Annotated in this window: 22 protein-coding genes and 1 tRNA gene; 12 read left to right on the top strand and 11 right to left on the bottom strand. The window is 65.2% G+C overall.

Annotated features, from left to right (window positions below; all coding sequences use genetic code 11):
* Positions 1-216: 216 nt before the first annotated feature.
* Positions 217-291 (bottom strand) — tRNA-Gln (locus tag ACKWRH_RS11415).
* A 273-nt stretch (positions 292-564) separates the two neighbouring features.
* Here ACKWRH_RS11415 and ACKWRH_RS11410 point away from each other — a divergent pair.
* The gene (locus ACKWRH_RS11410; RefSeq protein ID WP_445220593.1) at positions 565-2,340 is read left to right on the top strand and encodes an acyl-CoA dehydrogenase; all 1,776 of its coding nucleotides are present in this window, start codon (positions 565-567) and stop codon (positions 2,338-2,340) included.
* A 227-nt stretch (positions 2,341-2,567) separates the two neighbouring features.
* Here the strand turns inward: ACKWRH_RS11410 and ACKWRH_RS11405 are convergent, their stop codons facing one another.
* Positions 2,568-3,803, bottom strand: coding sequence for an MFS transporter (locus ACKWRH_RS11405; protein WP_445220592.1), 1,236 nt, complete (start codon positions 3,801-3,803; stop codon positions 2,568-2,570).
* A 298-nt stretch (positions 3,804-4,101) separates the two neighbouring features.
* On the opposite strand from ACKWRH_RS11405, the gene ACKWRH_RS11400 reads away from it, so the two are divergent.
* The 8 genes from ACKWRH_RS11400 (at position 4,102) to ACKWRH_RS11365 (ending at position 13,273) form a co-directional block, all read left to right on the top strand.
* The gene (locus ACKWRH_RS11400; RefSeq protein WP_445220591.1) at positions 4,102-4,857 is read left to right on the top strand and encodes an enoyl-CoA hydratase-related protein; all 756 of its coding nucleotides are present in this window, start codon (positions 4,102-4,104) and stop codon (positions 4,855-4,857) included.
* 264 nt (positions 4,858-5,121) lie between these two features.
* Positions 5,122-6,780 carry a bifunctional metallophosphatase/5'-nucleotidase gene (locus tag ACKWRH_RS11395; RefSeq protein ID WP_445220590.1) on the top strand — a complete coding sequence of 553 codons (1,659 nt, stop codon included), beginning with the start codon at positions 5,122-5,124 and terminating at the stop codon, positions 6,778-6,780.
* 134 nt (positions 6,781-6,914) lie between these two features.
* Positions 6,915-7,844 carry a histone deacetylase family protein gene (locus ACKWRH_RS11390; RefSeq protein WP_445220589.1) on the top strand — a complete coding sequence of 310 codons (930 nt, stop codon included), beginning with the start codon at positions 6,915-6,917 and terminating at the stop codon, positions 7,842-7,844.
* 70 nt (positions 7,845-7,914) lie between these two features.
* Complete coding sequence (locus ACKWRH_RS11385; RefSeq protein WP_008132970.1) at positions 7,915-8,166, top strand: exodeoxyribonuclease VII small subunit; 252 nt, start codon at positions 7,915-7,917, stop codon at positions 8,164-8,166.
* A 588-nt stretch (positions 8,167-8,754) separates the two neighbouring features.
* Positions 8,755-10,683 (top strand): 1-deoxy-D-xylulose-5-phosphate synthase, encoded by a 1,929-nt coding sequence (gene dxs, locus ACKWRH_RS11380; RefSeq protein ID WP_445220588.1) that lies wholly within the window; start codon positions 8,755-8,757, stop codon positions 10,681-10,683.
* Between the two features lie 33 nt (positions 10,684-10,716).
* Complete coding sequence (locus ACKWRH_RS11375; protein WP_445220587.1) at positions 10,717-11,271, top strand: nucleoside 2-deoxyribosyltransferase; 555 nt, start codon at positions 10,717-10,719, stop codon at positions 11,269-11,271.
* 27 nt (positions 11,272-11,298) lie between these two features.
* Positions 11,299-12,033, top strand: coding sequence for a TlyA family RNA methyltransferase (locus tag ACKWRH_RS11370; protein ID WP_445220586.1), 735 nt, complete (start codon positions 11,299-11,301; stop codon positions 12,031-12,033).
* Entirely contained in the window at positions 12,026-13,273 is a 1,248-nt protein-coding gene (locus ACKWRH_RS11365) for a class I SAM-dependent RNA methyltransferase (protein WP_445220585.1), read from the top strand. The genes ACKWRH_RS11370 and ACKWRH_RS11365 overlap by 8 nt, the downstream gene beginning before the upstream one ends.
* 40 nt (positions 13,274-13,313) lie before the next feature.
* Here ACKWRH_RS11365 and ACKWRH_RS11360 read toward each other — a convergent pair whose 3' ends face one another.
* The 5 genes from ACKWRH_RS11360 to ACKWRH_RS11340 are packed head-to-tail and all read right to left on the bottom strand — an operon-like array spanning position 13,314 to position 18,421.
* On the bottom strand, positions 13,314-14,165 hold the full coding sequence (locus ACKWRH_RS11360) for an ABC transporter permease (RefSeq protein WP_445220584.1): 852 nt from the start codon (positions 14,163-14,165) through the stop codon (positions 13,314-13,316).
* A gap of 2 nt (positions 14,166-14,167) precedes the next feature.
* Positions 14,168-15,016, bottom strand: coding sequence for an ABC transporter ATP-binding protein (locus ACKWRH_RS11355; RefSeq protein ID WP_445220583.1), 849 nt, complete (start codon positions 15,014-15,016; stop codon positions 14,168-14,170).
* Entirely contained in the window at positions 15,013-16,059 is a 1,047-nt protein-coding gene (locus ACKWRH_RS11350) for an ABC transporter substrate-binding protein (RefSeq protein ID WP_445220582.1), read from the bottom strand. The genes ACKWRH_RS11355 and ACKWRH_RS11350 overlap by 4 nt, the downstream gene beginning before the upstream one ends.
* 38 nt (positions 16,060-16,097) lie before the next feature.
* The gene (locus ACKWRH_RS11345; RefSeq protein WP_445220581.1) at positions 16,098-17,318 is read right to left on the bottom strand and encodes a CaiB/BaiF CoA transferase family protein; all 1,221 of its coding nucleotides are present in this window, start codon (positions 17,316-17,318) and stop codon (positions 16,098-16,100) included.
* A complete protein-coding gene (locus ACKWRH_RS11340) occupies positions 17,315-18,421 on the bottom strand; it encodes a hydroxymethylglutaryl-CoA lyase (RefSeq protein ID WP_445220580.1) in 1,107 nt (368 codons plus the stop codon). Before ACKWRH_RS11340 ends, ACKWRH_RS11345 begins: the two co-directional genes overlap by 4 nt.
* Between ACKWRH_RS11340 and ACKWRH_RS11335 the strand changes: the two genes are divergently transcribed.
* A complete protein-coding gene (locus ACKWRH_RS11335) occupies positions 18,420-19,250 on the top strand; it encodes a GntR family transcriptional regulator (protein WP_445220579.1) in 831 nt (276 codons plus the stop codon). The genes ACKWRH_RS11340 and ACKWRH_RS11335 overlap by 2 nt on opposite strands.
* A 48-nt stretch (positions 19,251-19,298) precedes the next feature.
* Here ACKWRH_RS11335 and ACKWRH_RS11330 read toward each other — a convergent pair whose 3' ends face one another.
* Positions 19,299-19,901 carry a hypothetical protein gene (locus ACKWRH_RS11330; protein WP_445220578.1) on the bottom strand — a complete coding sequence of 201 codons (603 nt, stop codon included), beginning with the start codon at positions 19,899-19,901 and terminating at the stop codon, positions 19,299-19,301.
* A gap of 244 nt (positions 19,902-20,145) precedes the next feature.
* Between ACKWRH_RS11330 and ACKWRH_RS11325 the strand changes: the two genes are divergently transcribed.
* On the top strand, positions 20,146-21,204 hold the full coding sequence (locus ACKWRH_RS11325; protein WP_445220577.1) for a class I SAM-dependent methyltransferase: 1,059 nt from the start codon (positions 20,146-20,148) through the stop codon (positions 21,202-21,204).
* Between the two features lie 30 nt (positions 21,205-21,234).
* Here the strand turns inward: ACKWRH_RS11325 and ACKWRH_RS11320 are convergent, their stop codons facing one another.
* The gene (locus ACKWRH_RS11320) at positions 21,235-21,618 is read right to left on the bottom strand and encodes a bleomycin resistance protein (RefSeq protein ID WP_445220576.1); all 384 of its coding nucleotides are present in this window, start codon (positions 21,616-21,618) and stop codon (positions 21,235-21,237) included.
* Positions 21,619-21,809: 191 nt separating this feature from the next.
* On the opposite strand from ACKWRH_RS11320, the gene ACKWRH_RS11315 reads away from it, so the two are divergent.
* A complete protein-coding gene (locus ACKWRH_RS11315) occupies positions 21,810-22,583 on the top strand; it encodes an enoyl-CoA hydratase/isomerase family protein (protein ID WP_445220575.1) in 774 nt (257 codons plus the stop codon).
* Between the two features lie 32 nt (positions 22,584-22,615).
* On the opposite strand, the gene ACKWRH_RS11310 is transcribed toward ACKWRH_RS11315, so the two are convergent.
* Positions 22,616-23,248 carry a hypothetical protein gene (locus tag ACKWRH_RS11310; RefSeq protein ID WP_445220574.1) on the bottom strand — a complete coding sequence of 211 codons (633 nt, stop codon included), beginning with the start codon at positions 23,246-23,248 and terminating at the stop codon, positions 22,616-22,618.
* A 180-nt stretch (positions 23,249-23,428) separates the two neighbouring features.
* Positions 23,429-24,292 (bottom strand): DUF1194 domain-containing protein, encoded by an 864-nt coding sequence (locus ACKWRH_RS11305; protein WP_445220573.1) that lies wholly within the window; start codon positions 24,290-24,292, stop codon positions 23,429-23,431.
* Positions 24,293-24,305 lie beyond the last annotated feature (13 nt).

Below are 24,305 nucleotides of genomic sequence, written 5' to 3'. Positions count from 1 at the left end.
GCTCAGCTGCGCATGTGATGCGCCGCGCCCGTAACCCGTCACCATTGGCGTTGGAGGCACAATCGGCAGGCTAGATGCACCCAACGTGGGTTCGCAATTTGGGTGGAAACGAAAACAGCACAGAATTTCCAAATGCCGGGGCAACCGAGTTTCCAAATACGCCCGCAACACGCTCGAGAACAAAGCTGTTTAACGAGAAAATTCAGGGCGTTGCGCTGGCTGGGGCGGGAGGGATCGAACCTCCGAATGGCGGAATCAAAATCCGCTGCCTTACCGCTTGGCTACGCCCCAACAGGCGACCAGGGAACGGGCGGAAGAACCGGCTACCGCAGATTCCCGCTGGTCGCAGCCGGTCTATAGGGAGCGGCGCGGCATTTCAACCGCCTGGAGGGGCAAAATACCACAGGTCCAGGACCGGGCCCGGTGCTCGCCGTGCCACCCTTTATAAATAATAGGCCGGGCGGCGGTGCCGTTTTGGGCCGGCGCAGTCCCGGCGTTCCGGCCATTGAGACCTCCCCCGTTTCATGGGAATACGGCGCCAATACCTGTCCACGGGAGTTAGCCATGACCTACCGCGCGCCGATCTCTGACATGCTGCTGTCGCTCAACCATGGCGCCGGCTTGAAGGCCGCCGTGGAGGCCGGCCATTACGGCGATTTCGACGGAGACATCGTGAGTGCCGTGCTGGAGGAAGCCGGCAAGTTCGCAACCGACGTGCTGGCGCCGCTCAACCGTGTCGGCGACGAGCACGGCATCAAGCTTGGCGATGGCAAGGTCACGACTGCGCCGGGCTGGCCGGACGCCTACAAGCGCTGGACCGAGGGCGGCTGGAACGCGGTCTCCGGCCCCGAGGATTTCGGCGGCCAGGGCCTGCCGCTCGCGATCAATGCCGCCTGCACCGAGATCTGGAGCGCCTCGAACCTCGCCTTCGGCCTCTGCCCGCTGCTCACGGCGTCGGCGATGGAGGCGCTGGATGCCCATGGCAACGACGAGCTGAAGAAGATCTATCTGGAAAAGCTCGTCTCCGGCGAATGGACCGGCACGATGCAGCTGACCGAGTCGCAGGCCGGCTCCGACGTCGGCGCGCTGCGCACCCGCGCGGAGCGGCAGGCCGACGGTACCTATCGCATCAAGGGGACGAAGATCTTCATCACCTATGGCGAGCACGACATGACCGACAACATCGTGCATTTCGTGCTGGCACGCCTGCCTGATGCGCCCGCCGGCACCAAGGGGATCTCGCTGTTCCTCGTGCCGAAGTTCATGGTCAATGCCGACGGCTCGCTCGGCGCGCGCAATGACATCTATGCGTCGGGCGTCGAGCACAAGCTCGGCATGCATGCTTCCCCCACCTGTACCATGACCATGGGCGATCATGGCGGCGCGATTGGCTTTCTCGTCGGCGAAGAGAACCAGGGCATGCGCTGCATGTTCACGATGATGAACCAGGCCCGCCTCGGCGTCGGGCTGGAGGGCGTCGGCGTCGCCGATCGCGCCTACCAGCAGGCGCTGGCCTATGCGCAGGAGCGCAAGCAGGGACGCGCCATCGGCAAGACGGGCGACGGCTCGGACGCGATCTTCGTGCATCCCGACGTCAAGCGCATGCTGATGCGGATGCGGGCCCAGACCGCGGCCGCGCGCACCATCTGCTATGCGACTGCGGTCGCGATCGACGTCTCCACGCGCGCCAGGGATCCGAAGGTCCGCGCGGACGCCGCCGCACGCGCGGCGCTGCTGACGCCGATGGCGAAGGGCTATTCCACCGATATCGGCAACGAGGTCGCCTATCTCGGCGTGCAGGTGCACGGCGGCATGGGCTTCATCGAGGAGACCGGCGCTGCGCAGCACTATCGCGATGCGCGCATCACCGCGATCTACGAGGGCACCAACGGCATCCAGGCGATCGATCTCGTCACGCGCAAGCTCGCGGCCAATGGCGGCGCTGCGGTCTGGGCGCTGCTCGACGAACTCGCGGCCACCGTGAAGCAGGTCGAAGCCTCCAACGATCCCGCTTTCGGCACCACGGGTACCAAGCTGCGCGAGGCGCTGGAGGCGCTGACGCGCACCAGCAAGTGGCTGCTTGAACGCGTTGCATCCGCGCCGAACGAGGCGCTCGCCGGCGCGACGCCGTATCTGCAGCAGTTCGGCTCGACGCTCGGCGGCTGCATGCTGGCCTCCGAGGCGCTCGCCGCGAAGGCCGACGGCAACACCGACGCCGCGCGCTACGTCTCGCTCGCGCGCTTCTTCGCCGAGAACATCACGGTGCAGGCTGGCGCGCTGGAGCGCACGGTGACAGAGAGCGCGGAGTCGGTCGCTGCGGCGGATGCGGTGTTGTTGTAGCCCGGATGCCACCGCGATGTGAGGCGAGGCGTCTCCTCCCCTCCGCTGTCATTCCCCGCGACCCGGCTACGCCAAGGCTTCGCCGGGGCTGAGGTCCAGGGCCGCCGAAGCTTTAGCGTAGGCGGCAAGCGGGGAATCCAGTACGCCGCGGCCTCTCGATAAAACAACAAACGTCTCGGCGTACTGGATCGCGCGGTCAAGCCGGGCGATGACACCGAGTGTGACGGCTACGACGCCGCGAGCTTCGCTCTTCTCCCCGGCCGCCACAGCACGATTCCTGCAGCCACGAGATCGAGCATCACACACATCGCAAACGCGCTCGTGTAGTTGCCGGTGAAACTCCGCGCGAGGCCGATGATGCCGGGGCCGAAGGCGCTGACGACGCCGCTGATCGACGTGCCCAGTCCCATTGCGGCGGCAAAGGCGGCAGCACCGATCTCGCGCTGGATGATCAAGGGCGGGAACGTGATCATGTTGCCGATCGAGAAGCCGTAGACGGCGCAGCAGACGAGCAGCACGGTCGGGTTCGTGCTTTGGAGGAGCACGAACAGCGCCGCCGCCTGGCTCGTCATCGACGCCGCGCAAGCGAGCCGCGGATCGAGCCGGTCGACGAACAGGCCGAGCGACAGGCGGCCGACCACCGCCATTGCCGCCATGATCGTGACCGCAAGGCCTGCGGCATAACGCCCGATCAGCGGCTCGAGGAACGTCACCTGGTGGATGATGAATCCCATCTGCGCCAGCAGCGCGATCGCGATCGGCAGCACCATGGTCCAGAACGCCGCGTTGGCGAGCAGCGTCTTGCGGGAATGCGCCGGTGCGGACATGCCAGCGGACGAACGGCCGCCCGATGCCGGCGACATCTGCGTCGGCCAGCCGATGAAGACAACGACCACCGGCAGCACCAGCACCACCATCGCCATCGTGGCGGCGAGCATGGCGGACCGGAAGCCGATACTGCCGGTCAGCGACAGCAACAGCGGAACGAGGACGATGCCGCCGCAGGTCGCGCCGTTGAAGGCGAGGCTGAGCGCGAGCCCGCGGCGCCGCTCGAACCAGGCGTTCAGCACGGTGGCGATCACCACGGTGCCCATGCCGGTCCAGCCGACCGACATCAGTGCATAGGCGAGATAAAGCTGCCACGGCGTCTGCATCAGCGCCAGCAGCACGGTCGAGGCGCCGAGCGCCGACAGCCCGCACAGGATCAGCGCGCGCAGCCCGATGCGGGCGAGCAGATCGTCGGTGAAGATGACAAGCACGGAGGTGAGGAGAAACGAGAAGGTGCTGGCCGCAGAGACCAGCGTACCCGGCCAGCCATGGGCGCGCTGGAGCTCGGCGAGATAGACGCCCTGGCCATAAAGGCCGAAGCCGAACATGAAGAAGGCCATCAGGAAACAGGCCAGCACGACGCGCCAGCCGCGATAACGCAGCGAGGATTCGTCAACGCCCGTTGCGGCAATCATCAAACGAACAATCGGCCAAAGGAACCGGCATCGGGCAATCGTGCCCTACAACCCCCGGTTTTTCAAATGAAACATTGTAGCCATTTGTTGCAATGCGCAACTGCATGTGCGAAGCAATACAACCGGCATAGTCCGGTGCGGTTCCCGATCAGAAAAACGACAGCGCGCCATGCGGCGGACTCACGGGGACGTTCTCGAAAAGGTCGAGCGGGCGGATTGGCAGGCTTGCAAGATAATGTAGGCTGAGGCTTGCGAGACTCGCCAAAGGCAAGCGCCGCGGCGACCGCAGGGGGCTCTCATGCCGAATGGCAACATCGTCGTCACCGAAGAGCGCGGAACGCGCGTCATCACCCTGCGCCGTCCGAGCAAGAAGAACGCGATCACGCAGGACATGTATCGCGAGATGAGCCGCGCGATCGACACCGCGCAGAACAACCCCGATATCCGCTGCATGATCATCACCGGCGGCTCCGGCGTGTTCACCGCCGGCGACGACATCGACGACTTCATGCAGGCCGAATCCAATTCCGAGACGCTCTCGGACGGCGCAAAATTTCTCTATTCGCTCGCCCTCAACATCAAGCCGATCATCGCAGCCGTCGATGGCGCCTCGATCGGCATGGGCACCGTGATGCTGTTTCATTGCGACTATGTGCTCGCCTCGAACGCTGCGACCTTCTCCGCGCCCTATATCCATCTCGGGCTCGTTCCGGTCGGCGCGGCCAGCCTCCTGATGCCGAACACGATGGGCTACCAGCGCGCCTTCGCGATGCTGGTGATGGGGCGGACTTTCACCGCCGCGGAGGCGCACGCGGCGGGCTTCGTCAACACCGTGGTCTCGCCGGGACATACCGAGGTCGAGGCGCGCAAGGTGGCGCGCGATATCTGCCGGCTGCCGGCCGAGGCGGTCGCGGCCTCGCGCAAGCTGCTGCGCACCGCGCCCGAGGAGCTCACCCGCCGCATCGACCAGGAGGCTCATCTGTTCGGCGAGCGGCTGAAGTCGGACGAGGCGATTGCCGCGTTCAAGGCGTTTGCAAACCGGAAGAAGCGGTAGGGGCTCTGCTGCCACCCTCCCCTGGAGGGGGAGGGTCGTTCGCGCGAGGCGCGAGCGGGGTGGGGTGGAGCCACACAAAGACTCTCACTCGTATGCGGAAACTCTTCTGCACCTTTTTGCCAGGATAGTCTGTCACCCCGCCCCGGTTCGCATTTCATGCGAACCGACCCGCCCCCTCAAGGGGCGGGTGGAGCGCGTGGCATGCGATCCGCTTCAACAAAAGGTTTCGTGAAATCTTCGCGCGGAAAGACTAATCTTGGTTCCATGCGACATCTTTTCCGCCTGACCGTCCTTACACTGGCTCTTGCCACCCTCCCCGCCTCGGCCCAGACCGCCGCGCCCGTCGAGCTGCGCATTCTCGCCATCAACGATTTCCACGGCAATCTGCGTCCGCCGCCGGGCGGCATCCGGATCGGGGATCCCGAGGACAAGAGCAAGAAGGTGACGGTCGCGGCCGGCGGCGCGGAGTACATGGCGACGCTGGTCAAGCAGCTGCGCGAGGGGCACACGAACACGATCTTCGTCGCCGCCGGCGATTTGATCGGCGCGAGCCCGTTCCTGTCGGCAATGTTTCACGACGAGCCCTCGGTCGAGGCACTCTCGATGATGGGGCTTGCGATCACATCGGTCGGCAATCACGAGTTCGACGAAGGCAAGACCGAGCTCTTGCGGATGCAGAACGGCGGCTGTCATCCGGTCGACGGCTGCCAGGGGCCGCATCCCTTCACGGGCGCCAAATTCCATTATCTCGCGGCCTCCACCATCGAAACCGCGACCGGCAAAAGCGTGCTGCCGCCCTACGAGATCAGGGAGTTCGAGGGCATCCCCGTCGCCTTCATCGGCCTCACCTTGAAGGAGACCGCGAGCATCGTCTCGCCCTCAGGCATTGCCGGGCTCGAATTCCGCGACGAGGCCGAGACGGTGAATGCGCTGGTGCCGCAGCTGAAGGCGCGCGGTGTCGAAGCGATCGTGGTGCTGATCCACCAGGGCGGAGAGCCCTCAGGCGACTACAATGAATGCCCTGCCATTACGGGGCCGATCGTCGACATCGTCAAGAAATTCGACCGCGCCATCGACGTCGTCGTCAGCGGCCACACCCACCGCGCCTATGTCTGCGACATCGACGGGCGGCTCGTCACCAGCGGCGACAAATACGGCACGCTGGTCACGGCGATCGACCTCAAGCTCGATCCTGTAACCCGCGACATCGTCAGCGCCAAAGCCGACAACGTCATCGTCGCCAATGCCTCGCTGGCGAAGGACCCGGAACAGACCGCCCTGATCGAGGCCTATGACAAGCTGTCGGCACCGATTGCGAATCGCCCGGCCGGATCGGTGACGCAGACGCTGTCGCGCGTGCCGAACGAGGCCGGCGAGAGCGCGCTCGGCGACGTCATCGCGGACGCGCAGCTCGCCGCGACGAAGGACGCCAAGGATGGCAGCGCTGTCATCGCGCTCACCAATCCCGGCGGCATCCGCACCGACATTGTCCCGAAGGAGAACGGCGCGGTGTCGTTCGGCGAACTGTTCGCGAGCCAGCCGTTCCGCAATCGCCTCGTTACGATGACGCTCACGGGCAGCCAGCTCAAGGATATGCTGGAACAGCAATGGCTCGATCCGAAGCGCCCGCGGATTCTCCAGGTCTCGAACGGGTTCAGCTACACCTGGGATGCGACGAAACCGTTCGGCGAGCGAATCAGCCTTGAGAAGATGACGCTCAACGGCAAGCCGATCGAGCCTGGGAGCGGCTACCGCGTCACCGTCAACGATTACCTCGCCGTCGGCGGCGACGGTTTTACCGCCGCCAAACAAGGCATAGCGCCGCAATATGGCGGCTACGACGCGGACGCGCTGTTCGCGTTCTTCAGGGCGCACGGACCGATCGGTCCGCTGCCGCCCACCCGCATCCTGCGCGTGAATTGATCCGGATCAAACGGACTTGTCCGGGACCACCCTTTGCCATCCCCGCCTAAGCGCTTAGATTGCGTTTTGCATTGCGTTTTGGCTCGGGATGCGCCAAGCGACGTCAAGAGCCCGTTCCCTGTGAGGCCGACCTGATGAGCACGCTTCTCCTCTCCCACAAGGCCTGCCTCGACCACGTCACGCCGCCGGGACACCCTGAAAGGCCCGACCGCCTGCGGGCGGTTGAGGAAGCGCTGTCGCAGGAGCGCTTCCAGTTCCTGACGCGCGACCTGGCACCGGAAGGCGATCTCGATCTCGTGACGCTGTGCCACAACGAGCATTACGTCACCGAGCTGCGCCACATCGCGCCGACCAGCGGTCAGGTCTATATCGACGGCGACACCTCGATGTCTCCAGGCACGTGGGAAGCGGTGATGCGCGGCGTCGGCGGCGCAGTGGCTGCGACCGAAGCGGTGATGAATGGCGAGCATCGCAACGCCTTCGTCGCGGTGCGCCCGCCCGGACATCATGCCGAGATCGGCAAGCCGATGGGCTTCTGCTTCTTCGACAATGCCGCGATCGCGGCGCGTCATGCGCAGCGCAAATACGGCATCCAGCGCGCCGCCATCGTCGATTTCGACGTGCATCACGGTAACGGCACGCAGGACATCTTCTGGTCCGACCCGACCGTGATGTACTGCTCGACGCATCAGATGCCGCTGTTTCCGGGCACCGGCGCGAAGGGCGAGCGCGGCGACCACGACACCGTCGTCAATGCGCCGCTCGCTTCCGAAGACGGCGGACCCGAATTCCGCGCCGCGTTCGAGCAGCTGATCCTGCCGCGGCTCGAAAAATTTAGCCCCGAGCTTCTCGTCATCTCCGCGGGCTTCGATGCGCATTACCGCGATCCGCTGGCCTCGCTGAATTTGCGCGCGGAGGACTACACCTGGGTCACGCGCAAGCTGATGGACCTTGCCGACAAGTCCGCAGGGGGCCGCATTGTTTCGGTGCTCGAGGGCGGCTATGACCTGCAAGGGTTGAAAGAATCTGTTACGGCGCATGTCGGCGCCCTGATGGGCGCTTAGACAGACCCGCCACATTACGCTCGTAAAACTGTGCTTTCTCCCACGTGAAGCGGGGCAATCGGAATCGGATATGGCCGAAAATACCCAAGTCGACGTCTCCAGGCTCACCTTTGAACGCGCCATCGAGGAGCTCGAAACCATCGTGAAGCGGCTCGAGGACGGCAAGGTGCCGCTCGAGGAATCCGTGACGATCTACGAGCGCGGCGAAGCGCTGAAGCGCCGCTGCGAAGAATTGCTGCGCCAGGCCGAGGCACGCGTCGACAAGATCACCACCGATGCCAGCGGCCAGGCCACCGGCACCGCACCGCTCGACGTGCAGTAAGGTCCCCGTTTCAAGCCGCCCGCCTCAAGCATCGGCCATCTGCAATTTTTCATGATCGCACGCCGCTGTTTGGGCCCACAGCCCTCGGCGGCCAAGTACTGACATCGACGAGTTCCCCCGCCAAGGCCTCTTGGGCTCCGCGAATCTGGCCAAAACGGCCTTCCTCTCGCCCAAAATGTCCCCGAGGAACCGGGCAAGACTGGAACCTATCCGCCGGCGCCAAGATTAACCAAGCTGGCCCGCGGTTGCACGTGCATGCCCGTAAGCGGCCCTGTGGGTTGGCTTTGGCCCAAGCTTTGGTGTAAAGCTGCGCGGAGTGTGGCTTTTTGTAAGCCTTGCGTGGGCAAAGAATTCCGACGACAAGCGCTTCAAACTGCTAATGAAATTGGCTGGGACGGACGAAGCCGATCTAAGTGACAGGGATCACAGAGACTGAACCGGAGCGCACCTAAGCTCACCTAAGCTTGAAGACGGGGCCCTGCCCCATGCAGGTGGCTCCGACGGTTTAAGGACTCGCGCTGCGCCGATATTGTGCAAACCCATCGCGCACCGGAACGATCTTCCGGCGCTGACAAATTGGAAATCGCCGTGAACGCATACAGTAAGACGCCGCTTCTCGACACCATCCATACGCCGGATGACCTGCGCAAGCTCAAGATCGAGCAGGTTCGCCAGGTCGCCGACGAGCTGCGGCAAGAGACCATCGATGCCGTCTCGGTGACCGGGGGTCACTTCGGCGCGGGCCTCGGCGTGGTCGAACTCACCACCGCGATCCATTACGTCTTCGACACGCCGCGCGACCGGCTGATCTGGGACGTCGGCCATCAGGCCTATCCGCACAAGATCCTCACCGGCCGGCGCGACCGCATCCGCACGCTGCGCACCGGCGGCGGCCTGTCCGGCTTCACCAAGCGCAGCGAGAGCGATTACGATCCGTTCGGCGCAGCGCATTCCTCAACCTCGATTTCCGCCGGCCTCGGCATGGCGGTCGCGCGCGACCTCTCCGGCGGCAAGAACAACGTTATCGCGGTCATCGGTGACGGCGCGATGTCAGCCGGCATGGCCTATGAAGCCATGAACAACGCAGGCGCCATGAACTCGCGCCTGATCGTGATCCTCAACGACAACGACATGTCGATCGCGCCGCCGGTCGGCGCCATGAGCGCCTATCTGTCGCGCCTCTACTCCGGTAAGACCTATCGCACGCTGCGCGATGCGGCCAAGCAGATCAACAAGCGCCTGCCCAAGATCATCGCCAACCGCGCCAACCGCGTCGAGGAATATTCGCGCGGCTTCATGATGGACGGCGGCACGCTGTTCGAGGAGCTCGGCTTCTATTACGTCGGCCCGATCGACGGTCATAACCTCGACCATCTGCTGCCCGTGCTGAAGAACGTGCGCGACATGGAGACCGGCCCGATCCTGGTCCACGTCGTGACGCAGAAGGGCAAGGGCTACGGCCCGGCGGAAGCTTCCGCCGACAAGTATCACGCGGTCGTCAAGTTCGACGTCGCCACCGGCACCCAGGCCAAGGCCAAGCCGAATGCGCCGGCCTATCAGAACGTGTTCGGCCAGAGCCTCGTCAAGGAAGCGGAGAAAGACGACAAGATCGTCGCCATCACCGCGGCAATGCCGTCGGGCACCGGCGTCGACATCTTCAACAAGGCCTTCCCCGACCGCACCTTCGACGTCGGCATCGCCGAGCAGCACGCGGTGACGTTCGCCGCCGGTCTTGCGAGCGAAGGCTACAAGCCGTTCTGCGCGATCTACTCGACCTTCCTGCAGCGCGGCTACGACCAGATCGTGCATGACGTCGCGATCCAGAACCTGCCCGTCCGCTTCGCCATCGACCGCGCCGGCCTCGTCGGCGCCGACGGCGCGACGCATGCCGGCTCGTTCGACAACGCCTATCTCGGCTGCCTGCCGAACATGGTGATCATGGCGGCGGCCGACGAAGCCGAGCTCGTGCACATGGTGGCGACCCAGGTCGCGATCGACGATCGTCCGAGCTCGCTGCGCTATCCGCGCGGCGAAGGCCGCGGCATCGAGATGCCCGAAGTCGGCGTTCCGCTCGAGGTCGGCAAGGGCCGCATGATTCGCCAGGGCAGCAAGATCGCCCTGCTCTCCTTCGGTACGCGCCTCGCCGAATGCGAGAAGGCGGCCGACGAGCTCGCCGCCCACGGCCTCTCCACCTCGATCGCCGATGCGCGCTTCATGAAGCCGCTCGACACCGAGCTGGTTCTCAAGCTCGCCCGCGACCACGAGATCCTGATCACGATCGAGGAAGGCTCGGTCGGCGGCTTCGGCTCGCATGTCGCGCAGTACCTGACCGATCAGGGCGCGCTCGACGGCGGCATGGTCAAGTTCCGCTCGATGGTGCTGCCCGACGTGTTCCAGGACCACGACACGCCGGCCGCGATGTATGGCCGTGCCGGTCTCGACGCCAAGGGCATCGTCGCCAAGGTGTTCGAGGCGCTGGGCAAGGACGTCAAGACCGAGACGGTCAAGCTCGCCTGACGGCGAGCTTCGACCTTCGCGAACCAGACCTTCATGAAAATCTATCTGGCAGGGCCCGACGTGTTCCTGCCGGATGCGGTTGAGATCGGCCGGCGGAAGGTCGCGATTTGCGCCGCACACGGGCTCACCGGCCTCTATCCGCTCGACAACGCCATCGATCTCACCTCGCCCGACGCCTCGCGGCAGATCTTTTGCGGCAACGAGGCGATGATGGACGAAGCCGATGCCATCATCGCCAACCTCACCCCGTTCCGTGGTGCCGGCGCCGACCCCGGCACCGTCTACGAGCTCGGCTACATGGCCGGCCGCCGCAAGTTTTGCCTGGCCTATTCCAACGACGGCGCCGTCTATGCCGACCGCGTCGGCCGCTTCATGGACGTGACCACCGAGGACGGACGGCTGGTCGATGCACAGGGGCTGACGGTCGAGGATTTTGGCCTCGTCGACAACCTCATGATGATCCATGCGCTGGAGTTGCATGGCTGCCCGCTGGTGACGCCGGCGCAGATGCCGATCGACGTCTGGCACGATCTGGCCGCGTTCGAGGCTTGCGTCCGGATGGCGGCCGCGCGATTGATCGCGACATAAACGTTTCAGTCGCCTTTCGGAGATCCGATGTCCCCTGCCCGCAAGCGCGCGGATGTTCTGCTGGTCGAGCGCGGTTTGTTCGAGAGCCGAGCGCGGGCGCGCGCGGCGATCGAAGCCGGGCTCGTCACCGCCGACGACAAGCAGGTCGCAAAACCCTCGGAGACGATCGCCGAGGACGCGGTGATCCAGGCCGAGCCTGCGCATCCTTATGTGTCGCGCGGCGGCGTCAAGCTCGCCGGCGCGCTGGAGCGCTACCCCATCGAGATCGAGGACCATGTCTGCCTCGATGTCGGCGCCTCCACCGGCGGCTTCACCGAGGTGCTGCTGGCGAACGGCGCCAGCCTGGTGTTCGCCATCGATGTCGGCACCAGCCAGCTGCATCCCTCGTTGCGCGACCATTCCAAGATCGTGTCGATGGAGGAGACCGACATCCGCAGCTACGACGGCAAACGGCTGCCGGCGCGACCCGACGTCGTCGTCATCGACGTCAGCTTCATCTCGCTCAAGACGGTGCTGCCCGTGGCGCTGTCACTGGCAGCGGCGCCGATGAGCCTGCTGGCGCTGATCAAGCCGCAGTTCGAGGCTGAGCGAAAGCACAACAAGAAGGGCATCATCCGCGACGCCGCCGTGCATCAGGAGATCTGCGACGACATCGCGGCCTTTGCCGCTTCGCTCGGCTGCACCGACATCGAGGTGTTCCCCTCCCCGATCACGGGCGGTGACGGCAATATCGAATTCTTCCTGGGCGCGCGCCGTGGTTGAACGCGTGATGATCGATCACGTCGGCCATCGCGGCGACGGCGTCTCGCTCGCTGCGGGCGATGCCGTCTATGTGCCCTACGCGCTTGGCGGCGAGACCGTCGAGGTCGACCACGTCGCCGGCAACCATCCCGACCGCCGCAAGCTGCTCGCGGTCGATATCGCCAGCCCCGATCGCATCGAGCCGTTCTGTCCGCATTTCGGCATCTGCGGCGGCTGCGCCATCCAGCACTGGGCGCCCGCGCCGTACCACGCCTGGAAGCGCGGTATCGTGGTCGAGACGCTGGCCCAGGCCGGCATCGATTGCGAGGTGGCGCCGCTGGTCGATGCCCATGGGGCCGGCCGCCGGCGTGTCACGCTGCACGGCCGGTTCGGCACGCATGACGTCCTCAAGGTCGGTTTCTCGGCGGCGAGCTCGCACGACGTGATCCCGATCCACCGCTGCCCGATCCTCGATCCCGGGCTCGAGGGCGCGCTCGATGCCGCCTGGGCGCTTGCCGAATCCCTGACGTCCAGAATGTCGGTGACGAAGCCGCTGGACATCCAGGTCACCGCGACCGCCAACGGCCTCGATGTCGACGTGCGCGGCTCCGGCCCGCTGCCGACGGCGCTGGTCACGGCGCTTTCGCGCGTCGCCGAGCAGCATCGGCTGGCGCGGCTGACGCGGCACGGCGAGCTGGTGCTGCAACGTCTGCCGCCGACGGTGCGGATGGGCCGCGCCGAGGTGACGCTGCCGCCGGGGTCGTTCCTGCAGGCAACGGTCGCGGGCGAGGAGACGCTGGCGTCGCTCGTCGCCGAGCGTGTCGGCAAGGCCAAGGAGGTTCTCGACCTCTTCTGCGGCGTCGGGCCGTTCGCTCTCCGGCTCGCGGAAAAGGCGCGCGTCACCGCCTATGACAACGACGCCGGCGCCGTCGCGGCGCTCGCGAGGGCGGCGCGCGCGCCAGGGCTGAAGCCGATCAAGGCCGAACCGCGCGACCTGTTCCGCCGCCCGCTGGTGCCGCCGGAGCTGCGCGACTTCGACGCCGTGGTGTTCGACCCGCCGCGCCAGGGCGCGCAGGCGCAGGCGCTGAAACTCGCTGCGAGCAAGGTCCCCGTCGTGGTCGCGGTGTCCTGCAACGCCGCAACCTTCGCCCGCGACGCCCGGCTCCTCATCGACGGCGGCTACAGGATCGAGACCGTGGTCCCGGTCGACCAGTTCCGCCACACGCCGCACGTGGAATTGGTGGCGCGGTTCGCGCGCTGATGCGCTAATTGCCGCTCACCGTCCGATTGCTTCCAGACTGCTATGCCGGCGGCTCGAATTGCGGCTGCCATCGCAGCAGGTAGGACTGCAGCGAGCGTACCGCGATCGCCAGCAGAATTCCGACGAACATCATGACGAAGATGGCGACCATCATCTCGCTGGCGTTGGCGCGCGCCTCGGCTTCGATGATGAGCTTGCCGAGCCCGCGCTCGGCGCCGATGAACTCGCCGACGATGACGCCGATCAGCGCGAAAGACACCGCCGGTAACAGCGAAGCGAATACCCAGGCCAGCGCGGACGGGATCACGACCGTGCGCAGCACGGTGAATTCGCTGGCGCCGAGCAGACGGGCGGCGGCGATCTGGTCGCGGTCGACCGCACGCGTTCCCTCGAAGGTGTTGAAGAACACCACGAAGAACACGACGAGCCATGCAGTGGCGATCTTGGAGAGATCGCCAAGGCCGAAGATCAGGATGACGAGCGGCACCAGCGCAATGCGCGGTATCGAGTTGAGCGCCACGACATAGGGCCCGAACACGCGGGCAAGGAAGTCCGAACGGCCGAGGACCAGGCCGGCCGCGATTCCGCTCGCGGACCCGAAATGAAACCCCCACCAGGTGTTCTTCAGCGTGACGAGCGTAGCGAGCCACAAATTGTTGTCGTTGTCGTTGATGCAGGCGGCAAAGCCGGCGGGATCGGCAAAGCAGCCAAGCCGCAGGAAGCTCTGCCAGATCAACGACGGCTTGGCGACGAAATACGGATCGAGGATTTTCGGCACATAGGCCTTCGGCAACAGCGCCTTGCTCCATTCGAAGCCCCACTGCCAGACGACGAGAACCACCACGAGAATGGCCACTTGCCAGAACAGGACGGCGCTACGGCTGTTGGACATGATCATTCGGCCCTGGTGCGGCGGAATTCTTCGCCGAGGGAATGCCAGATGTGCGAGTAGAGGCGGCCGAATTCGGCGGTTTCGCGCACGGCCACGGGGTCGCGTGGCCGCGGAATGGCGACGTCGAAATCTTCCTTGAGCCTTCCGGGCCGAGCCGAGAGCAGGATGATGCGGCTCGCCAGCGTCAAGGCCTCGCCGAGATCGTGGGTCACGAACAGCACGGTCTGCCGCTCGCGTTCCCAGATCTCCAGCAGCGTCTTGTGCATCTCGAGCTTGGTGTGGGTGTCGAGCGCGCCGAACGGCTCGTCCATCAGCAGGATCTCGGGCTCCATGATCAGCGTGCGCATCAAGGCGACGCGCTGGCGCATGCCGCCGGACAGCGTGCTGGGGAAGCTCTGAGCAAAGCCGGAGAGCCCGGCCTTCTCGACGGCCAAAGCGACGCGCCGGACGCGCTCGGCCTTTCGCAGCCCCGCGATCTCCAGCCCATAGCCGATGTTCTGCTCCACGGTTCGCCAGGGAAACAGCGTGTCGCGCTGGAAGACATAGCCGACCCTGGGGTTGACCTTGCCGGTCTCAACCGTGTCCTCATCGATCAGGATGCGTCCGCCCGAGCGCGGCAATAGCCCCGCGACCATGTTGAGGATGGTGCTCTTGCCGCAGCCGGATGGACCGAGCAGCGCGACGAACTCGCCCTGCTTGACCTCGAAGGAAACGTCATCGACCGCCACGAACTCGCGGCCGGACGCGTTGAAGCGTTTGGCGAGACCTCGCACCGCGATGCGGGTTCGCGCCTCCGCTCTCTGAACCTCGTCTCGCGCGAGCGCGAATCCCGGGCCTGGCGCGGCGATCATTTGTATTTCGCCCTCGCCGCCTGGAGGAAGCTCATGTCGACGACATCCTCGTATTTCGTTTCGGGAATATCCGTTCCCTTGCGGTACCAGGGCTTGGCGCCGCGTTCGAACGAGGACTTGTCGATGACGCCGTCATAGGCCCAGGTCGACTTGTCGAAGCCGAGCTCGGCGCTAACCGCATCGGGGTCGATGCCCGAGAAATATTTCGGCGTAACCAGTGCCTGCACGTCCGCGAGCGGCGTCGCCTTCACGAAAGCCATCGCGCGGTGGATCGCGTTCACATAGGCCTGCACCATCGCCTTGTCCTGCTCGATCGTGTCCTGGAGCGTGTAGATCACGAGCACGGGCAGCGTGCCGCCGAAATCCTTCTCGAATACGCCGGGCTTGGAGGTGTCGTAGATCGTCCTGCCAAAGCCCTTCTTCTCGACCTCGACGATCCAGCTTGGCGGCGCCATGATGGCGTCGAACTGCTTGGTCTGCAGCGACGGGAACATCGTGTTGGGTCCGCCGCCGGCGACCCAGTTCACCCTGTCGCCAAGCCCGCGCGTTTCGAACACATAGGTGCCGAACACCCAGGTGCCCGACCCGATCGCGGTGGCCGCGACGATCGGCTTGGCGCCGTCAGGCCGCTTGTGCTCGGCGAGCTTCTCGACCGAATTGATACCGCCGTCGTAAAGGTCCTGCCGGACCACGATGTTGGCGTAGGAGCACACCATCTCGGTCGCGAGCAGGATCTTGCAGGGTTTGCCGCGCGCACTGAGCTGGAGCGGATGGCTGGCATCGCCATGCGCGAACAGGGCTTGTCCCGCCGCCAGCGTCTGACGGCCGAACGTGCCGGCGTTACCGGTGACGAGCTTGGAGTCGAGACCTTCGTCCCTGAAGTAACCCTTCAGCTCGGCAATCATGCCGATGGCGTAGACCGGCGACACCGGTCCGAAGGCGAGCGATACCTGCTTGGTCTCGGCGCGGAGCCGGCCGGGCAGCATCGATGCGCCGGCCAATGTGGAGCCCGCGATCAGCGCCTGGCGCCTGGTGATGTTCATGTGCTCCTCCCTTGATTCTTGTTTGATCAATCCGTTCGTCAGGACGGCTCAGGCGCGATCCGGATGGTTCCTGCCTTTCGCAGCGCTTCGATTTCGTTCGACGAAACGCAGATCTCACCCAGGATCTCGCGCGTCTGCTCGCCGATCTGCGGCGGATCGTAGCGGTTGGGCAGGCGGCGGCCGTCCATGGAGATCGGCAACAGCGGCGTTTTTGCCTCGCCGCCGTCAGGCAGGTGAATGTTGGTCAGCCCGCCCGACTGGTTCAGATGCGGGTCGTCGAAGAGATCGCCGGGCTTGTTCACCGGCGCGTAGGGCAGATCGAGCTGCTCGAGGCGTGCCGCGAGATCGGCCTTGTCCCATTGCTTGAAGATCTTCGCGATCTCCGGGATCAGCCAGCCGCGATGATCGACACGGTCGTTGCTCGTCGCAAAGCGCGGATCGGCGAGCCAGGCTTCGCGATCGAAGGCGCGGCAGAACGCCTCCCACTGCTCTTCACCGACGATGGTGACGAACAGCTTCGAGCCGTCCCTGGTGTCGAAGAGGTCGTAGACCGGCCAGGGGCTGTCCTTGATCGAATAGGGGATCGAGGGCTGGCCGCTAACCACCTCGCACATCATGGCCTGCGCCATCAGGAACACGTTGTTCTCGTAGAGCGCGCTCTGGATGTAGCGACCGCGGCCGGTGCGCTGCCGCTCGGCCAGCGCGGCCTGGATCGCAATCACGCCGAACATGCCACCCATGATGTCGTTGACCGAGGCGCCGGCGCGCATCGGCCGGTCCGGCAGGCCGGTCATGTAGGCAAGGCCGCCCATCATCTGCACGACCTCGTCGAGCGCGAGGCGATTCTCGTACGGGCCGGGCAAATAGCCCTTGAGCGAGCAGTAGATCAGGCGTGGCGCAAAAGCGGCAACCGACTCGTAGTCGAGACCGATCCGCTTCAGCAGGCCGGGTCGGAAATTCTCGATCAGGACGTCGCTGCTCTCGATCAGCCGCCGCGCAACGTTCTGGCCTTCCGCGGTCGACGTATCCAGCGCGATGCTGCGCTTGTTGCGGCTGTAGGTGGCGAAGAAGCCGGCAGCCGGCCCCTTGAAATAGCGGGTGCGGTCGCCCTTGGGCGGCTCGACCTTGATCACGTCGGCGCCGAGATCGGCGAGGATCAAGCCGCAGCTCGGCCCCATCACCATCTGGCTGAACTCGACGACACGAAGGCCGGCCAGCGGGCGCAGCTCCGATGCCGCCTCGGGCGCGGCCGCCGTCATGCCGCCCTCCGCAGCACCTTGGGAATGCCGGCCTCGTGCAGGTGCCCGGTCAGATGTTTTGCCGGGATATGGCGGGCCAGAATCTCGCGCGTTTGCATCAGGCGATCGAGGTCGATGCCAGTGGAAAGTCCCATCCGTTCCAGCATGAACACGAGATCCTCGGTGACGATGTTGCCGCGGGCACCAGGCGCGAAAGGACAGCCGCCAAGTCCTGATACCGCGGCGTCGAAACGCCGGATCCCGGCCTCGAGGCCGGCGATGGCATTGGCGAGGCCCGCACCGAGGGTGTCGTGCAGATGCAGCCGCAGCGTCATCTGCGATCCGACGTCGCGACTGACGGCCTCGACGATCTGCCTGATCAGTTTCGGGGTGGCATAGCCGACGGTGTCGGCGAGCCCGATCTCGTCGGCACCGGCTTCGGCAAAGGCACGCGCCACCCGGCACACGGCCGCTTCGCTCACCTCGCCTTCCAGCGAGCAGCCGAAGGAGGTGGAGATCGCGCCCATCAGATGCGGCCGCCGGTCCGCCGGACAAGCGTCGATCGCGGCGCGGACCGCGCGAAACCCGTCGAGTTGCTCTTCGATCGAGCGGCGCACATTGGCGCGGTTGTGCGTCTCGCTGGCGGAGATGACGAAGTAGATGGCGTCGACGCCGGCGGCGATGGCGCGCTCGGCGCCCTTCACGTTCGGCACAAGTGCACCGATGGTCGCGGTTCTGTGCGCGAGCGCGTGCGCCATCACCGCATCGACATCGGCGAATTGCGGAACGACCTTCGGCGGCACGAAGGATCCCGCGTCGATCTCGCGCATGCCGGCGGCGGCGATCATATCGATCAGCGCACATTTGGCCTCGGTGGGAACGAACACGTCCAGGTTTTGCAGCCCATCGCGGGGGCCGACCTCGCAAATCAGGACATCCGGCGCATGCGCCATCACGCTCTCCCTGGCTCGATTGTATATTATTGCATTAAAGAACAATCCGTGGGACAGTCTGTCAAGCTCAAAATCTGCGTGCACTGCAATGACCGCCTCCAACGATTCCCGACAGCCCGCGTCAAGCAAAGGCGGTTCCAAGCGCGCGGAGCACCTCGCCGGGCTGATCATGGCGCTCGCCCGACGCGAAGGCATGAAGGCTGGCGATCGCTTGATCGAACAAAGGCTTGCCGATGCGCTCGATCTTTCGCGCGCGCCGATCCGGCTCGGCCTCAAGGCTCTGGAAGCGGCAGGGCTCGCGCGCGGCGAGCCGCATCGCGGGTTCGTGCTGGCCAAGCATCCGACCAGCGGCGCAGCCCAGCCAGCCCTCGCGGCAGTCAGGCGCAGCGAACAGGTTTATACGTCCATCGCAGGCGACGTGCTCGCAAGCCGGCTGCCGACTGACGTCACCGAGGCGGAGCTGATGCGCCGCTATGGCCTCAGCCGGGCCGAGCTGCAGCGGCTGCTAGACCGGATCGCTGCCGAGGGCTGGATTGCACGCCTGCCGGGTTATGGCTGGCGCTTCGCGGAGACGGTCTCGAGCCCCGAAGCTCAGGCCAAGGCCATGGCGTTTCGCGCGGTGATCGAGCCCGCGGCGATCGCGCAGCCCGGCTTTGCGCTGCCGCAGGAGGTGATTGCACGCTTGCGCGAGCGCCAGCTGCGCGTGTTCGAAGGCGAGCTCGAGAAGATGACGATCGGCGAGGTCTTTCTTTCCGGTTGCGAATTCCACGAGGAGATCATTCGCGGCGCCGGCAATCCCTTCTTTCTTGAATCGCTCCGGCGCGTGAATTCGATCAGACGCCTGTTCGCCTATCGCAGCTTCGCCGACCGCGACGGCATGCGGCGGCACGTGCGCGAGCATCTGCGCCTGCTCGAGGTTCTGGAAACGCGGCGTTACGCCGAAGCGGCGGAGCTGATGGCGAAGCACCTGCAACGCCCGCTGGTGGCGGGCTTGTCGTAGGCCGACGCGGCCGCGGTCAAGCGGGCGGCGAAACGGACGTGTGAGCGCTCAACGACGCAAGCCGCCCAACGCCGGTGACTCGCCGGGCAGCATCGACGAATTGATGTCGCTGTCCATGCGTCCCGATTGCTGCTGGGTGAAACCGGCGCCGAACGACAGGCTGAGGTTGGAGGTCGGCTTGAACTCGACACCCGCGAAAGCGCCGTAGCCGGGCGAGGCGCTGGAGGTGAGCGGGGCGAGCGAGCTGCCGATGCCGCCACTGTATTTCAGCGTGTCGAACCCGGCAAAGAACGTGACGGGCATGCCGCCCGCGGTCTTGGTGTTGTAACCGAACTGCGTGCCATCATAAGAGAGCGCGCTGAAATTGCCGGCGGGCGCAGGCTGGCTGAGGCCGCCCAGGCCTAGATTGCCGCGTTCGCTTCCGACGAAGAAACCGGGACGAAAATCATAGCCTGCGTTGGCATCGCCACCTTTGAAGCTCGGAAAATTGCCGTAGCCATCGGAGCTCTGGCCGGCGCTGCCGCCAAAACCGAAAGGCCCGCCCGGGATCCAATATTGCAGGGGCGCGACCTGCGCGTGAGCCGGCGCTCCGCCGAGGCAGAACACCACGAAGAGAGTTGCGAGACCGCAGGAACGTGCAAGGCTGGACATTCAGGTGACCGTCAGAAAGAGCGGAAATTATATGTCGGGGATCACGCGAATACCAGTGACTGGTCGCGCCATCGAGTTCCAGAATTACGTTATCCTGACGTGTTGAACCTCCCGCGCGCCGGGCTGACCCACATAGAGGACGCGCAAGCGCGAGCCGTCACTGCGGTCGTGATCGGCCGGTCCGGTCCGGCAACGCACAATTGCGCAGACCTTTGAAAATGCCTGACATTGCATGGAGGCTGTCATGGAGGTCAATTCCGACAGGTTGAATGCCTTTATGGGCAAGATGATCACCGAGGTCGGGGCCGCGATGAACGCATCGCTGGTCCTGCTGGGCGACAAGCTCGGCCTCTACCGCGCCCTCGCCGCCAAGGGACCCATGAACTCTGCCGAGCTCGCAAGCGCCACCGGAACGAACGAACGCTACGTCCGCGAGTGGCTGGCGAGCCAGGCGGCTTCTGGTTACGTCGAATATGATTCCTCTTCCGGCAAGTTCTCGATGCTGCCGGAGCAGGCGATGGCGCTTGCCGATGATGACAGCCCGGTCTTCCTCGGCGCAGTCGGCAATGTCATTGCCGCGGCGTTCCTCGACGAGCCGAAAATTACGGACGCATTCAAGTCCGGCAAGGGCGTCGGCTGGAATCGTCGCAGCGAGTGCCTGTTCTGCGGCACCGCCCGGTTCTTCCGCACCGGCTACATGCATCATCTGGTGCAGGAGTGGCTGCCCGCGCTCGAAGGCGTCGTGGACAAGCTGAAGCGCGGCGCCAAGGTCGCCGATGTCGGCTGCGGGCACGGCGTCTCGACCCGGCTGATGGCGGAGGCCTTCCCGAACTCCCGCTTCTACGGCTTCGACTATCACGAGGGCTCGATCGCGGCCGCACGAAAGGCGGCCACCGAGGCGAAGCTGGACGATCGCGTCAGCTTCGCGGTTCACTCGGCGAAGACCTATCCTGCCGAGGGCTATGATCTCGTCTGCTTCTTCGATTGCCTGCACGACATGGGCGATCCCGTCGGCGCGATCAGCCACGTGCGCGAGACCATGGCCAAGGACGGCACCTGCATGCTGGTCGAGCCGTTCGCAGGCGACCGCCTCGAAGACAATCTCAATCCCGTCGGGCGGGTCTATTACGCGGCATCGACCATGATCTGCACGCCGGCCTCGCTCGATCAGGAGGTGGGCCTCGCGCTCGGCGCTCAAGCCGGCGAGGCAAGGCTGCGCAAGGTCGCCAGCGAAGGCGGCCTGTCGCGCTTCCGCCGCGCCGCCGAAACACCCTTCAACCTGATCCTGGAGGCCCGGATCTGATCCAACGGCGGACGCGCGCGGCCCGCGATGTCAGGCCGCGTCGTCCGTTCCCATACCGAACGTGAGCTGATTGCCGTCGGCATCGACGACGTCGAAATCGCGCATGCGATAGTCACGGTCCTCCGGCCGGTTGAGCAGCCTGGCACCGCGTCCCGATAGTTCGGCATAGATCTGATCGACGTCCCCGACGAAGATGCAGATGCCGCCCTGCCCGGGCAACCGCTTCGTTGCCGCCGCCGCAAGCAAATGCAGGCCGACCTCGTCACGGCAGAGGCAGGCGTAGGACGGAGGCTGACCGTATTCGAAGGTGACCTCGAAGCCGAGCACATCGCGGTAATAGGCGAGGCTGGCTGTGATGTCGGACACGACGAAGACGGTGGCGGAGCCGGCCATCATCGGGTGTTCGTCGGTCATTGGTCCCTCCATCCGGTAAGCAATTCCGGCGTGCAGTCTAGCATGCACGCTGCAGGTCTTGCACGGCCCAAGCCGCACCGTAAGCTGTCGCCCGGACAAGGCGGAAGCGCCGAACGACAGCGGCCCGCCGCTCGCCGCGAAATAACCGCGCCACCACCTGCCGCACGTTTCCCGGAAGCATGGAGAAGCCGGTGACATCTGACAATCCCGTCGCCTACAAATGCGCAGGCAACATCGCCCGCATCACGTTGCGCCGCCCGCCCGTCAATGCACTGAGCCTCGAGGTCATCCGTGCGGTGGTCGCGGCCCTGCGTCGCGCGGCGAACGATCCGGAAGCGCGCGTTGTCGTGCTCTCGAGCGCGATCGCCAAGCGCTTTTCGGCCGGCCTCGACCTCGACATCCTGCTGGGCAAATCCGGCGCCGAGATCCGCGAATTCCTCCAGGCGCTCCATATCGACCTTTACGACGCCCAGTATGGGCTCGGAAAGCCGTCGATCGCCGCGGTCGGAGGCGCAGCGCGCGGCGGCGGCATGACCATGGCGGTGTCCTGCGACGTGGTGCTGGCAGCCGAGAGCGCCACGTTCGGCTATCCCGAGATCGACGTCGGCGTCATTCCCGCGATCCACTACGCGCATCTGCCGCGCATCGTCGGACGTCATCGCGCGTTCGAGCTGCTGTTCACCGGCCGCGTCTTCACCGCCACGGAGGCGCGCGAGCTCGGCGTGGTGAACCGCGTCATCGACGATGCCGAGCTCGAGGCCGAGGTGCTCAAGCTCGCGGCGCAATTCGCCGGCAAGTCGGCCGCCGTGCTGCGGATGGGCCGCGCCGCCTTCATGCGCCAGATCGATCTCGACTACCGGCGCAGCATCGCAAGTGCCGTGGACGATTTCTGCAATGTCGCGACGTCGGGCGAAGCGCAGGAGGGTTTGAGGGCGTTCGTGGAGAAGCGGGCGCCGAAATGGTGAGGGGGCCGCAGGCCGCCCAGCGCGGCTGAGGTTCAGGCCGTCTTGTCCACCGAGGACGACGAATCCGCAGACGGATATTTCGTCACCGGCACAATGAAGGATTTGGAGCCGACCTGGTAGATGATCTTGCCGCTTTGTCCGTCGTCGGTCGAGATCTGCGACTGCCCGAACATGATGACGTTCCTGTAGACGTAGCCGGTGCCCTGGCGGCTAATACCGTCGGTGGTGACGCTGACCGTCGCCTCTTTGCCGTTGATGGCCAGCACGCGAAAGCTCGCGCTCTTGCCGATGTCGGCAGCATAGCCGCCCCAGCTTCCCATGAGGATGCTGTCGGAAGCCGGCGCCGCCTGTTTCTGCAAAGTCGCGCTCTGCTTGCCAACTCCCGAGGAGTACAGGAGCACCAGATTCTTGCCGTCCTTGGTGCCGACCGTGACGTTGCCATAGCTTATGGTTGCACCATTGACCTCGCCGATGCCGCGCTCGGTGTGCCCGTTATGGGTGTACTCGATCTGGGCCCTGGGCCCGCGGATGTTCACGACCTTGAAACCGACGGCCTGGTTGTTGCCTGCCCAATTGCCCTTCCAGTCACCTATCAGATTGCTCTGGTGATACACCCGCTCGTTGGCGGGCGAAATCTGGCTGGTGCTCGATGTGACGATGGCCATTGGATTGCTCGGCGGATTTGTCTGACAGACCCGCTTCTGTTCGCGCGCCGGACGGCGAAGTCAGAACTTTATCCGGAAACAACGGGAAGCTGGCCGATTAGGGCCGAGCAGCAGTTAACGCGTGGTTAAATTCGACCGCGCGCGGGACAGGGCAAAAGGTCTCATTCGGGGTGGTGCGGATCAGCGCCCCCAGCGGTCCGACCAGATCTTCTCACCGATCAAGCAGCTGACCCGCGGCTCCTTGTCGGCAACGCGCCTCACGGGGCGCTCCGGCACGCGGCCCGCGACCTCCATCAGGAGTTTGGTGCGGATCGCTTCCTTGAACTTGTCGCGATCCTTGATCGTGATGACGAAGGAGCCGGGACCGCCGATGACGCAGTCCTCGTAGTAATAATCGAGATTGTCGATATCCATGGTCGAATAGGACGGCTCCTTGACCATGATCGGCAGGCCGTTGATGACGATGCCCTTCTCAAGCGCGGCGTCGCGCGCCGCCGTGACCGGGCCGCCATTGTTGTTGGGGCCGTCACCGGAAATGTCGATCACGCGGCGCAAGCCGCGATAGGGATCCTCGTCGAACAACGGCATCGCGAACGTGATCGCTCCGGAGATCGAGGTGCGCGAGGCGCGCCGGATCGGCGTCTTCAAGATCTCGGCGGCGACCGCATCCGCCGTCTCCGGTCCGTCGACCAGCCGCCACGGGATGATGATCTTCTGATCGCTGGAAGCGGCCCATTCGAAGTAAGTCACCGCGATCCGGCCATTCGGCCCGAGCTTCAGCGCCTGGAGGAATTCCTTCGACTGGATCGCCTGCGCATAGCCTTCGCGCTGGATCGCGAGCTCGTCCATGTCCATGGAGTAGGAGACGTCGACCGCGAGGACCAGCTCGACATCGACCGTCTGCGCGTCCCGGTCGGCCGCTAGCCGTTGTGGCGGATTCCTAGTCGGTTCAAATTTGGGCCCTGGTGCCGCGATCCCCGCGACGTCCCCTCCGGCGAGCACGCCGGCCACCAGCACAGCCCCGATCGAGAACAGCATGCGCATCGCAGTCTCCCGT

This window comes from Bradyrhizobium sp. Pa8 (assembly GCF_052588265.1).
Note: the sequence above shows the minus strand (reverse complement) of the source record. Positions and strands in the feature narration are given on the sequence as shown.